This window comes from Mesorhizobium sp. WSM4884, assembly GCF_029625675.1.
Classification (GTDB): Bacteria; Pseudomonadota; Alphaproteobacteria; order Rhizobiales; family Rhizobiaceae; genus Mesorhizobium.
In genome coordinates this window covers 134117-146548 of sequence record NZ_JARTVO010000002.1, presented here as the reverse complement: position 1 = coordinate 146548, position 12432 = coordinate 134117, and the positions used below count along the sequence as shown (strand labels likewise).

The following is a 12432-nucleotide window of genomic DNA, read 5'->3' as shown; positions in this document are numbered from 1 at the left end:
GCGGAAACGAAAGATGGCAAGCGAAAAGGCTCACCCCTTCACTCAGAGGAACGCAAGTCGGACTATCGTTGCACACTAGGCCGGACGTCACGGCCTCAAAGGTCAAAGGCAGGATGGCGGCAAACAGCTTAATCGCATTCATTTGCCGTTCGTTGTCTGCCGTCTCCCTGCTGCATTTTCTGTGCATGTATCGCTGTCGACCATAGGGCCTACGAATTTGACAAGCGATGGTGCACTGCAATACCAGACACCGCTCTTGGAGAGCCGGAAAGCGGAATGATCAATAAGAAGCGAATTTTCTGGCTGGGCATGCACAAAGTGCTCTCGCAAACCGAACTCCCCCGCTTGCGAGAGCTTGGCTACGAGGTGTTCAATCCACCTTATCTGAGCGACGTCTACGATCAGTCCGCCGTCTACGATTGGGTTGCGCCCGACTCCAGTCTGCCGAAAGAGGCTCTGGAGATCCTGGCAAGGACCAACTTCTTTTATGATGAGATTCCGCCGGCAGCAGCGGAAGTTCTGAATGCATATTTCGACGCCGCGGTTGTAACGATCAACCCGTTATGGCTGGGCCATTTCCTGAAAGCCTATCATGGCCGGGTCATCTATCGCACATATGGCCAGCCTCACAGTCTGTCGGATGAACTGGCCAATTTGGGAGCGCTGCCGCTTGTCACCGAGCGGAACGATTTTTGGTTCTTGCCGCATTCGGAAAAGGTGACGGATATAGAGGACGACTGGCTGCGATCACGCATGATGATCGTTCCCTACTGCCTCACTCAGGACGTCGTCGATCTGCGAGACACGTGGGATATCGGAGCATCGGTGCCGGAGCTAGGATTGCTCTGCCCGAGAGTTGCGGACATTCCTTACTACGCCACCAATTACCGCTACCTGAGGCGCTATTTTCCCGCGAAAGGTTACAGGATTTTCGGCGCGCAGAACGTGCCAGTCCGCGATGAGCGGGTGATAGGCACGGTCGAACGATCCGAGTTCATCAGACGGTTAACCCAGATGCGCGGATTTGCGTATCACTATGAAGAGCCGACCGTTTGCTATCTACCGCCGATAGAGTTCATGACGCTTGGCGGTCCTGTGCTGTTTCAAAAAGGGTCTTTGCTTTGCCGGTATTTTCCCGCCGGGGCACCCGGCAGGGCCGACAGCATCGAAGAGCTGGTGAAGCGATCGGAGCAGTTGCGGAAGGGCGACCGTGCTTTGTCGCGCGAACTCATCGAAAGCCAGGCCGAGGTCCGGAAACTGTACCAGCCGGAATATGTGTGGCCCATATTCGACGACGCCATAACAAGGGCACTCGGCGAAGAGGGAACGAACAAAGCGCCTGAGTTGATTTATACGCCAACAGTAAAGATAGAGGCGCCGGCGGCCGAAACCGTTCTTGTAGCCTTCCATGGCTTTGGACCGCTCGTCGTTCACCAAAACGGCGAATACCACTGTGCAGAGGGAATCGCGCGGGTCATCCGGCAAGTCATTCGCGCACTGGCCGACCTCGGATTCAAGGTCGTCGTCACGAGCCGGAAAGAAGACGTCGGCCGAATCCACGGCTTTCTCAATTCCGCCGCAGGCCGCAACCTGAAAATCATGGTAATCGATAAGGAAGTTCTCGCCGGAAGCCGGGCGATGTCGGCGATAGAACGCCTTCGCCAGATTGCTCGGACGCGACCATTTTCAGCGAATATCGACCATCTCAAGAACGTTTGCCGTACAAGAGATATGAGGAACATTCCCCGGGCGCTGGCGACGACAGCTGCGGCGGCAATTTTCAAGGCATTGCGCAGAGTGGAGCAACAGGTCGATAATTTCAAACTCGCGAACGGCGCCACGCCACGTGCGGATTATGTCGATCTGATAAATGCAGACTCGAACATCGATCATGTGCTGATATCACACTACTATATGTTTCCTGAGCTTGCCCACCTGGAGGGCAAGAACGTCGTCTTGTATCTTCCTGACTATATGCCTCATTTCTACAAAGGCTCGATAGAGATGGGCGCTACACGGCAGGCGGCCATGATCGGCAGGAAGATGGTCGCCAAGGCGCGTCGCATTCTGACGAACTCCGCGTTCACGGCGTCGTATCTGCCGAAGACCACGTTGGCCGCACGCCCGGAAGACATCGTGCACGTTCCCCTGCCGTATCTGAATGGCAGCCCAGGCAATGCAGAGGCCTCCGGCCGGCTCAGGGCACTGCCAAGATATTACGCATTTTATCCCACGAGGGACCGACCCTCGAAGCGGCTGGCAGACTTCGCAAGGACGGTGGCGATCGTAAACAAACGACTTGAAGAAGCGGGGAACAAGGAGCAGCTCGTTGGTGTATTGACCACCCCGTTGACAGGCAAGTCGGCGGCCGGGGCGGAAGAGCATCTGGTCTCGTTGTCGGAGCTGACGGACGCGGAGCTCGGATATCTGTACAAGAATGCGCTCTGCCTGCTGTTCACGTCTGAAATGGAAGGAAATTTCCCGACCCAGATAACGGAGGCACTACATCTGGACGTGCCGGTCGTAGCGACGAATATCCCACTCATTACATTGGAGCTCGGAGAAGCATCTGCTTGCCTGGATCTGGTCGAAGTCGGCGACTGCGAGGGGTTCGCGGACCAAGTGATGTCGATCCTCGAAGACCGCGCCTCGGCAGTGCTACGGCAAAAAGACGCCCAGGAAACTGCGTCTAGGAAATTCGCCTATGATAACTTCAAGTACGGACTGTCTGAGTTGTTCAGGCGCTAGCCAAGTTTCCTCTCGCAAACGACCGCCGTTGGTATATCCAGCCAATTATAGTCCTTCGGTCCAACTAAAAGGGATCGAATCCCGGAGCCGCCCTTGAAAATCGGAATCGACGGCAGGAACCTCTTATCGGCCACGGACGGGATCGGCCGATTCGTCCACAAGTCGGTCAAGGCGCTTGCGGCGCTGGGCGCCGAGGTTCACGTTTACGCTCCGGCAAAGATCAACGCCAATTACGAGCTGCCCACTGGCGTAACCCTGCGGACCGGCACATTTCACGCCCTTCCTGCGCGAGCGCTGTGGGGGCAGGCCATGCTGCCTTTCTGGGTCGCGCGCGACAAGGTCGAGGTGTTCTGGGGGCCGTCCCACCGCCTGCCGCTCTTTCTGGACGATCGTATCGCGCGGGTGGTCACGATCCACGATCTCGTCTGGGTGCACGCGCCCGAAACCATGCGTTTGCGGACCTTGGTCGGAGAGCGTCTCCTGATGAAACCCGCATTGCGAAGGGCCGATATCGTGGCCGCCGATTCGGGCGCAACGGCAGCCGCCTTGAAGACGGAGTTTTCGTGGCTAAAAGCGCCGATCCGGACCGTCGCTCCCGGTACGACTGCCCTTCCTCCGCCGGGTGGTTTTTCCGATCTCGAACCTCTCGGCATCACCAGGCCTTACGCCCTGTTCGTCGGCACGCTCGAACCGAGAAAGAATCTGGGCAACTTGATAAGGGCCTATGGCCTCCTGCCGGCGAGCACCCGGTCGGGCTGCGATCTGGTGATAGTCGGTGGCAGCGGCTGGAAGCAGACAAGCCTGGCCGAGGACGTTCGCCGCGGCGGGCTTGGGCAAAACGTCATCTTCACCGGGTTCGTCGACGACCGGATGCTCGCAACGCTTTATGCGAACTGTCTTTTTTTGGCGATGCCGTCCTTTTATGAGGGGTTCGGCTTTCCGATTGTCGAGGCGCAGTCTTTCGGTAAACCCGTGCTGACGTCGAACACCTCGTCCATGCCGGAAGTCGCCGGAGACAGCGCTGTCCTGGTCGACCCGCACGACCCCGAGGCGATCGCCGGCGCGCTCGGCCAGCTTTGCCTCGATGCGCGATTGCGCCAGAAGCTCGCCGCAGGGGCTCGCCAAAATGCGGAACGCTTCACATGGGAGAATCACGCCGGGGGCATGCTGCAGATCTTCGAGCAGGCCATCCGGCTAAGACGAAAGTTCCGCGCTTGAAAGTCCTGCATTTTTTCAAGACGTACTGGCCCGATACCTTCGGCGGCGTGGAGCGTACCATCCATGCCATCGCTCGAAGCACGGCCGCTCATGGCGTAGAAACCGAAGTGCTGTCGCTGAGCCGTGCTCCAGAAGAAAACACTCAACGCCTTGACGATCACATGGCCCGGAAAGCCAGGCTGGATTTCGAGCTGGCATCGACCGGATTTTCGCGTGAGGTCTTTCGCAAGTTCGGTGCGCTCGCCCGGCAAGTCGACCTGGTCCACTACCACTTTCCATGGCCGGTCATGGATATGGTGCATTTCCAATCCCGTCACGGCAAGCCGGCCGTCGTCACCTATCATTCCGACATCGTCAAGCAGAGGCTCATCCTGCCTTTCTACCGGCCTTTGATGATGCGCTTCCTGGGGGATGTCGATGCGATCGTGGCGACTTCGCCGAACTATCTGGAGTCGAGCCCTGTTCTGAGAGCCTTCAAGGCCAAATCGAAAGTGATTCCCATTGGCATCGACGAAGGCGCCTATCCCCCGCCCGGCGAGGCCGACGACAATTGGTGCCGATCGACGGTCCCGGAGCCGTTCGTGCTGTTCGTAGGTGTGCTGCGTTACTACAAGGGGCTGGATGTCCTGATCCGGGCAGCCTCCCAGGCACGGTGCAAGATCGTCATCGCCGGGTCGGGGCCAGTCGAGCGGGAACTCAGGCAACAGGCCAAGACACTGCGCCTCGACAACGTGCTTTTTGTTGGCGAGACAGCCGAACCACGCAAGATCGCTCTGCTTCGCAACTGCCTCGGCTTCGTTTTTCCTTCGAACCAGAGATCGGAAGCCTACGGTCTTTCGCTGGTCGAGGCGGCCATGTGCGGCAAACCGTTGATTTCTTGCGAAATCGGAACGGGCACAAGCTATGTCAACAAAGCCGGCCAGACCGGGCTCGTCGTTCCCCCGTCGGACCCGATGCGGCTTGCCGATGCAATCAACCGACTGGTCGATTCGCCGGCTGAGGCGGCGAACTGGGGGCGGGCGGCGCGCGACCGGTACCTGCGCTTGTTCACCGCCGACAGGATGGGCAAATCCTACGCCGAGCTCTACCGTCAACTCGTGGGTCGCAACGGCTAAACAGCAGGGGCCGAGCTCCTGCTACCTGGCCTCCATTAGAAGTCTATAATTTTACTGTCTTATAGCCGATGGAGTCCAAAAACATCTGGCGGTCCCCCCAACTCCGCGCTAATGCGATAGTCGGGTGACGGGGTCGGGGATTTGCAATCCAAAGTGGCTGCGGACAATGGTCGGTCCTGCGCCGCTCTGATAGTATTCCCGCGCCTGGAGTTCAGTACTACCCAATGACCGCCTACGTAGAAGCCGTATCGGGAATCCGACCGAAGATGCGGCGCGCCATCATCATGGTTCAGGACCTCGTCATGGTCCTGATCGCGGTGGCGCTCAGCCTCACGCTCTCGCAGTCGCGGCTTTCCTTCGATGCGTTCTCCCCTGGCGGGCTGGTCTGCTGGGCGGTCATCGTGCTTGCCGCCCATCTGTTGTTCCGCACGAGCGGCCTCTACAGCACCGTCTGGCGCTTTGCCTCCACGCCCGACTTCTTCAACATCCTGAAGGGTTGCGGCAGCCTGACGGTGGTCCTCTATCTGGCCGCGGTCGCCTTCCGTTCCTTCTATCAGCCGGTCTCCGGCCTCAACGAGCGCCAGTTCATCGTCTTCTTCCTGGTTTCCTTCACCATCATTTCGGCGCCCAGGCTCTATTATCGCTTCCTTCGCGACGGCGCGTCCTGGCGCATCCTGCGCCGCGCCGCCAGCGACCCTTCGATCAAGCAGGCGCTGTTCATCGGCCGGTTGAGCGAGGCCGACGTGATCGTGCGCTTCACGCGCACGTCCGTGCCGGCCGAATACGCCATCGCCGGCATCATGGCGACCGAGAGCGACGCGCCGCTCGGCACCCAGATCCAGGGCGTTCCGGTCGTGGCGCTCAGGCCGCGCCTGGTCGAGGTGCTGGAGGAATATGTCAAGGGCACGGAAAACCTCGACCTGCTGATCTTCGGCAACGGGGTCGAGCGCGAGATCGAGGACTATGCCGAGCTAGTGCGCGTCGCCCGCCACAGCGGCATCGCCGTCGTCCAGTTTTCCGGCCTTTCCGAGCTGGGGCAGGGCGGCAGACTGGTACTCGATGCCGTCGAGATGGAAACCATCATGCGCCGCTCGGCGGTCGCCACCGATACGGCGCGCATCGGCGCCTTCGTCGGCAGCAAGCGCGTGCTGGTCACCGGCGGCGCCGGCTCCATCGGCCGCATCCTGGTCAAGCGTGCGCTGGAGCTCGGCGCCGAGGCAGTGCTGGTGGCCGACAATTCCGAGTTCGGCATTTTCCAGCTCGATCAGATGATCGACGAGAACGACCGCGACCGGCTGACCAGCCGCATCGTCGACGTCACCGACAGGCCGCACATGAGGCGCCTCGTCAGCGAGTTCAAACCCTCGATCATCTTTCATGCCGCGGCGCTGAAGCACGTGCCGCTCTTGGAGGAGAACTGGGAAGCGGCGATCGAGACCAATGTCTTCGGCACGCTCGCCTGCGCCGAGGTCGCCGCCGAATGCGGCGTGCCGCAGTTCCTGCTGATTTCCAGCGACAAGGCGGTCGACCCGACTTCGGTGCTCGGCGTCACCAAGCGCGCGGCCGAGCAGATCGTTTCCTCGCTGCATGAAACCCACGCCGCGCCGTTCCATGCCGGCGGGCTGAACGGCCACCAGGCCGGCGCGCATCGTCCCGGCACCAAATTCATCGCCGTGCGCTTCGGCAATGTCTTTGGCTCCAACGGCTCGGTGGCGACCATCTTCCAGGCGCAGATCGAGGCCGGCGGGCCGGTCACCATCACCGACCGGCGCATGACACGCTATTTCATGACGGTTGCCGAGGCGGTCGACCTCGTCATCATGTCGGCCGCCGATGCCGGGCAGCGCCAGGGCAGCGACGACTACGCCATCTACATGCTCGACATGGGCAAGCCCGTGCCGATCCTCGAAGTCGCCGAAACCATGATCCGCATGGCCGGCAAGAGCCCCTACACCGACATTCCGATTCGCTTCACGGGCATCAGGCCTGGCGAGAAGCTGCACGAGACGCTGCATGGCGAGAACGAGGAGGTCGTCAAGCTCGACACCGCCAAGATCTTCGGCCTCAGGACCGACGTCGTGGCATGGGCGAGCATCGAGGCCGCGCTGCCGGCGCTGGTGGCCGCCATGCACGACCGGGACAAGGCCGCCGCGCTTGCGATCCTGGCCGGGCTCGACCGGGCGGAGGAGGACATTGGCGGCGCGCCGCGCGATCACGCTGTGCCGAAAACGGCCGGACAGGTCGGTTAGACCTGTGCTGTCCGCTCATGATTGGCCATTGAAGCCCATTCGAATGCCCTGCAGGTTCTGAGGCCGTGACCGGAAAAAATCAGCGCGTGGCCGTTCTGATGGGCACGAAGGATGGCGCGGCATATATCGGAGAGCAGTTGGATTCCTTGCTCGCGCAATCCTGGCCTCGCGTCGATCTCTGGATTTCCGACGACGGCTCGACGGATGGCACGCTCGCAATCGTCGAGGCGTGGCGGTCCCGCTGGAACAAGGGCTCCCTAACCGTGGTGGAGGGTCCGCAAAAGGGCTTCGCCGCCAATTTCCGCTCGATGATCATCGATCCGCGCATCGATGCCGACTACTACGCCTTTTGCGACCAGGACGATGTCTGGGAGCCGGACCGGCTGGAAAGCGCCATCCGCTGGATGGCGGGGCAGGACATCGAAACGCCGCTCCTGTTCTGCTCGCGGACGGCGACCATTTCGGAAGCCGGCGTCGCGGTCGGCTTTTCGCCGCTGTTCCGCCGCCCGCCGTCTTTCCCCAATGCGTTGGTGCAAAGCATCGCCGGCGGCAACACCATGCTGTTCAACCGCGCGGCGCGCGACCTTCTGGCCAAGGCGTCGGCAAGAACCGAATTCGTCAGCCATGACTGGTGGGCCTATCTCATCGTCACCGCCGCCGGCGGCAAGGTTCGCTACGAGCCGCGGCCGCTGGTCAGATACCGCCAGCACGCAACAAACCTCGTCGGCGCCAATGTCTCGTGGAAGGCGAGGTTTTCGAGGCTCGGACGTCTGTTCAAGGGCCAGTTCTCCACCTGGACCGACAGCAATCTCAGGGGCCTTGCCGTCAACCGCGACCTCATCGCGCGCGATGCGGCGCTTTGCCTTCGCCTGTTCATCAGGGCGCGCAAGGGCAGCACTTTCAGGCGCTTCAGCCTGCTCGGCAAAAGCGGTGTCTATCGGCAGACCCTCATGGGAACGCTCGGGCTCTACCTCGCCTTCCTTTGGCGCCGGATCTGACTCGTGACGGCAAAGCGGGCTTTCGACCTGACTGTCGCGGCCGTGATGCTGGCGGCGACCTCGCCTATCATGCTCATCGCCATGCTGGCGATCAAGGCGACATCGCCCGGGCCGGCCATCTTCTCGCAGCCGCGCGTGGGGCGGGCAGGCTCCGTCTTTGCCTGCCACAAGCTGCGCACCATGCATCGCGATACCCCGTCCTTGCCCACGCATGAGGCGCCGGCCAGTTCGGTCACCGGGGTCGGCAAGCTGCTGCGCCGGACCAAGATCGACGAACTGCCGCAGCTCTGGAACGTGCTCAAGGGCGAGATGAGCCTCGTCGGCCCCCGGCCATGCCTGCCGACGCAAACGGACCTGATCGGGCACCGCCAGCGGCTGGGCGTGCTGGCGGCACTTCCGGGCATCACCGGGCTGGCGCAGATCAAGGGCATCGACATGTCCGACCCAAAACTCTGCGCCGAGACCGACGCGGCCTATCTGAAGGCCGCCTCGATCGGCCTCGACGTCAAAATCCTTATTGGCACGTTCTACCGGGCCTGACTGGCCTGTCGCGCCAATTCGCGAAGCCGGTCGGCTGTATCGGTTTCCGCCGTCCAGCCATCCGACACAAGCAGCGACGGATCGCAGATCTGGGTCGCAGTCAAGGCCCGCCACGACGCCTGCCTGCCAAGCAGCGTCGCCGCCATCCGGAGAGGCAGCGCCGGCACCGGAACAAGGCGCTGCGGGCGGCCGAAACCCTGCCGGAACGCGGTGATGATTTGCGACATCGCCAGAGGGGCAGCATTGCCCGCGACATAGGCCGGGCGCAGCGGCCCCCGGTGGTTCAGAAGATGCAGCACCGCGCCCGCGGCCGACTCGGACGCGATCAGCGAACGCACACCCGCAAGCGCGCCGGCCGGCAGCGGCAGGCCCGTGTCCGCAAGCCGCATCAGCGCCGCCAAGTTGCCTTTCATGCCTTCGCCGTAGACGGGCGGCAGGCGCAGCGCCGTGGCATCGGGGCGTCCGGCGTAAGCCTCGATCATCCCGATCTCGCCTTCGCGCTTGGAGCGGCCATAGACGCATTGCGGAGCAGGGGGCGTCGCCTCATCGATCGTGCCGCTGAAGCCGGGACCGGCTACGGCCCTGATCGAGGAAAGATAGATGAAGCGCACGCCGGTTGATGCGGCCGCTGCCTTGGCCAGCCGCCCGGTCAGCGTCGCATTGGCGGCACGATAGTCGGCTTCGGCGGCGTCCCGGTCGCTGTTCAGCGCCGCGCAGTGGACGACGTGGCTCACATCGCGCATCAGCGCCAGGAAGGCCGCGTCCGGTGCATCCGTTCCGGGCAGCGGAAGCGCATCGCCGGCAGCCGGTAGTCTTTCTGGCTGGCGGGAAACGATGCGTATGTCGAATCTGGCCTGGCGCAGCCGGTCGATCACCTGGCGTCCGATCAGCCCGGTCGCACCGGTGACCAGCACCTTCATGATCGCTGGCCGGCGGCCGATGGAGTGGCGGCGGCGCTCTCGCCGATCGGCGACACCGTTCGTCCGCAGGCCAGGTAGGTTCCGGAAACCAGGAACACCATCAGCGTCGAATCGAGAAGGTCCTGGCCGACCAGGATGCCGGTCAGGCCACCGATGAGATAGGTGATGACCGTGACGATAATCATCGTTGCGCCGAACCGTTCCGCCGGGTCGGCGCTGAGGCGCAGCGTTTTTGCCGCATTCCGGGCTGCGACCACGAATATGGCCGCGAGGGACAGCGCCCCCAACAAACCGGCCTGCACCGCCGCGGTCAGAAAGCCGTCGTGATAGTGGTTGTAACCTGCGGTCATGCCGAATTGATCGTGAAACCCCTGTTTCATCAGCACCCGGCTGCCCGAGATGCCGTGGCCGAAAATCGGCATCTCGCGAAATGCGCCGACGCCGATCTCCCACATTGCAACGCGCAGGCCGATCGCCGTCGAGTGATCGCCCTTGGTGGCGAGCGCGTCCCAGTCGCTGAACAGGAAGTCGGTGCGGTCCATGATGACGGGGAAGCCGATGGCCGCAATCAGCAGGCAGGCCGCGCCCGCGATCAGCGCCAGACGCATCAGATTGGCGCTGGCGAACCTGTGCCGGTTGATCAGGACGACGGCGATGGCGGCGATCGGCAGGGCAAGCCAGATGATGCGCGACCCCGAAAGAAGGATCGCCAGCACTCCGGCGAGCGCCGAGCCTGCCAGCGGCTTCCAGCCCTTCACGATCCCTGAGAGCGCGCCGGCAAGGCACATCATGGCGGCAAGGCAGGTTACCGTCGCGAACACGATCGCATTCCCGGCGCCGCCTTCGGCCCTGGTGCCGATCCAGTGGTACTGGACGATGGCAATGGCCAGCGCGCCGCAACATGCCGCGGCACTTGCCAGCACGGCTATGCGAGCAAGGGTGATCTTCTCCGTGATGCTCCAGGTCGAATAGGAGATCGGGAAGAACAGAAAGGTGATCAGCGGCAGGAAGTATTTCAGATCCGCTCCGAGCGCGCCGTTGACGATCGAAGCCAGCACCACGGCCGCGCAATAGGCACAGATCGCAACCGTCATGGCAAGCATAGGCCGGTCGATGTTGAATCGCCGCCGTCCGGTGGCGATCAGAAACACCGACCATAGCGCGCCGCCATTGAAGACGAAGCTTACCACCGATCCAAGCACTGGCGGCGAGAAGAAGCAGACGATCGAGAAGTAGATGTTGATCTGTGTCGGCGTGAGGTGGCGCCTGAGCGACGTAAACGGGTTCAATGCCTTGCTTCGCAATCTTCCAGGTTGTGCGCGGATTCAGGGCGGTGGCAGTTGCCCTCGACCCCGTTCTGTCGCGCCTCGCCCCGTCTCCCGCGCCGGTATAGCGGTTGGCCTTCATCTCCGATAGGGCGGCCGAAGGATGTTCAGCCAAAAATCGTCGGCGCGGATGAAGCCTTTGAAGGTCAGCCTGCCTGGTCCAGGCAATAGCTTTTTTATCGCCTTTCAATTGGCCTATATGCATGGGAGGATTTTCTGCTTTATTGGGATCGCTTGGAAAATTCATTCGCGGACCGCGCCGCGCCGCGCGTGTCTTGCATTGTTATCGACGATGGCGATCTGCTAGAACGCCGGCAAGAAGTGTCCAGGACTTGACGGGCTGTTCGAGGGGAAACCGCGCCAATCGCCTGCTGCAAGGTTCTGGCCGGCACGAAAGAACGCACAATAAGCCATGAACATCGCGCTCACCCATCTGCAGCGGCTCGAGGCCGAATCCATCCACATCTTCCGTGAGGTTGCGGCCTCTTTCTCCAAGCCGGTGATGCTCTATTCGGTCGGCAAGGATTCCTCGGTGCTGATGCATCTGGCGATGAAGGCTTTCTATCCGGCCAAGCCACCATTTCCGTTCCTCCATGTCGACACGACCTGGAAGTTCCGCGAGATGATCGCCTTTCGTGACCAGATGGCGCAGAAGCTTGGCTTCGACCTGCTCGTCCATGTCAACGAAGACGGCGTGCGCGACAACATCAATCCCTTCGACCACGGCTCCAATACGCACACCCATGTGATGAAGACGGTGGCGCTGCGCCAGGCGCTCGACAAATACGGCTTCGACGCCGCCTTTGGCGGTGCCCGTCGCGACGAGGAGAAGTCGCGCGCCAAGGAGCGCATCTTCTCCTTCCGCAACGCCCAGCATGCCTGGGACCCGAAGAACCAGCGGCCGGAAATGTGGAAGATCTTCAACACCCGCATCGCACCGGGCGAGTCGATCCGCGTCTTCCCGCTGTCGAACTGGACCGAACTCGACATCTGGCAGTACATTTTGCAGGAGAATATCCCGATCGTGCCGCTCTATTTCGCTAAAGCGCGGCCGGTGGTCGAGCGCGACGGCATGCTCATCCTCAAGGACGACGATCGCATGCAACTGCGTCCCGGCGAGACAGTGGAGAACCGTCTCGTGCGCTTCCGCACGCTGGGCTGCTACCCGCTGACTGGCGCCATCGAATCGGATGCCGACACGCTCGAGGCCATCGTCGGCGAGATGCTGACCGCCCGCACGTCCGAGCGCCAGGGCCGCCTCATCGACCGCGACGAGGCAGGCTCCATGGAAAAAAAGAAGCGCGAGGGGTACTTCTGAG

9 protein-coding genes are annotated in these 12432 nt (G+C 61.9%); 7 read left to right on the top strand and 2 right to left on the bottom strand.

Features of this window, described 5'->3' with window-relative positions; genetic code table 11:
• Positions 1–276: 276 nt before the first annotated feature.
• The 6 genes from P9236_RS03330 to P9236_RS03305 all read left to right on the top strand — a co-directional run bounded on the left by P9236_RS03330 (position 277) and on the right by P9236_RS03305 (position 8868).
• Positions 277–2748 (top strand): glycosyltransferase, encoded by a 2472-nt coding sequence (locus P9236_RS03330; protein ID WP_278073174.1) that lies wholly within the window; start codon positions 277–279, stop codon positions 2746–2748.
• Between the two features lie 93 nt (positions 2749–2841).
• The gene (locus P9236_RS03325) at positions 2842–3966 is read left to right on the top strand and encodes a glycosyltransferase family 1 protein (protein WP_278073173.1); all 1125 of its coding nucleotides are present in this window, start codon (positions 2842–2844) and stop codon (positions 3964–3966) included.
• Positions 3963–5081, top strand: a complete 1119-nt coding sequence (locus P9236_RS03320) for a glycosyltransferase (RefSeq protein ID WP_278073172.1) — start codon at positions 3963–3965, stop codon at positions 5079–5081. The genes P9236_RS03325 and P9236_RS03320 overlap by 4 nt, the downstream gene beginning before the upstream one ends.
• A gap of 224 nt (positions 5082–5305) precedes the next feature.
• Positions 5306–7330, top strand: coding sequence for a nucleoside-diphosphate sugar epimerase/dehydratase (locus tag P9236_RS03315; RefSeq protein WP_278073171.1), 2025 nt, complete (start codon positions 5306–5308; stop codon positions 7328–7330).
• Between the two features lie 65 nt (positions 7331–7395).
• The gene (locus P9236_RS03310) at positions 7396–8328 is read left to right on the top strand and encodes a glycosyltransferase family 2 protein (RefSeq protein ID WP_278073170.1); all 933 of its coding nucleotides are present in this window, start codon (positions 7396–7398) and stop codon (positions 8326–8328) included.
• Between the two features lie 45 nt (positions 8329–8373).
• A complete protein-coding gene (locus tag P9236_RS03305) occupies positions 8374–8868 on the top strand; it encodes a sugar transferase (protein WP_278073532.1) in 495 nt (164 codons plus the stop codon).
• On the opposite strand, the gene P9236_RS03300 is transcribed toward P9236_RS03305, so the two are convergent.
• Both P9236_RS03300 and P9236_RS03295 read right to left on the bottom strand, forming a co-directional pair.
• On the bottom strand, positions 8856–9788 hold the full coding sequence (locus P9236_RS03300; RefSeq protein WP_278073169.1) for an NAD-dependent epimerase/dehydratase family protein: 933 nt from the start codon (positions 9786–9788) through the stop codon (positions 8856–8858). The genes P9236_RS03305 and P9236_RS03300 overlap by 13 nt on opposite strands.
• On the bottom strand, positions 9785–11077 hold the full coding sequence (locus P9236_RS03295; protein ID WP_278073168.1) for an O-antigen ligase: 1293 nt from the start codon (positions 11075–11077) through the stop codon (positions 9785–9787). The genes P9236_RS03300 and P9236_RS03295 overlap by 4 nt, the downstream gene beginning before the upstream one ends.
• A gap of 448 nt (positions 11078–11525) precedes the next feature.
• On the opposite strand from P9236_RS03295, the gene cysD reads away from it, so the two are divergent.
• Positions 11526–12431 carry a sulfate adenylyltransferase subunit CysD gene (gene cysD, locus P9236_RS03290; RefSeq protein ID WP_278073167.1) on the top strand — a complete coding sequence of 302 codons (906 nt, stop codon included), beginning with the start codon at positions 11526–11528 and terminating at the stop codon, positions 12429–12431.
• Position 12432: the final 1 nt, after the last annotated feature.

What these genes read in the sequence shown, in the direction of transcription:
- P9236_RS03330 (WP_278073174.1), top strand. Translation starts at nt 277, where the DNA reads ATGATCAATAAGAAGCGAATTTTCTGGCTGGGCATGCACAAAGTGCTC.
- P9236_RS03315 (WP_278073171.1), top strand. Translation starts at nt 5,306, where the DNA reads ATGACCGCCTACGTAGAAGCCGTATCGGGAATCCGACCGAAGATGCGG.
- P9236_RS03305 (WP_278073532.1), top strand. Translation starts at nt 8,374, where the DNA reads ATGCTGGCGGCGACCTCGCCTATCATGCTCATCGCCATGCTGGCGATC.
- P9236_RS03300 (WP_278073169.1), bottom strand. Translation starts at nt 9,788, where the DNA reads ATGAAGGTGCTGGTCACCGGTGCGACCGGGCTGATCGGACGCCAGGTG.
- cysD (WP_278073167.1), top strand. Translation starts at nt 11,526, where the DNA reads ATGAACATCGCGCTCACCCATCTGCAGCGGCTCGAGGCCGAATCCATC.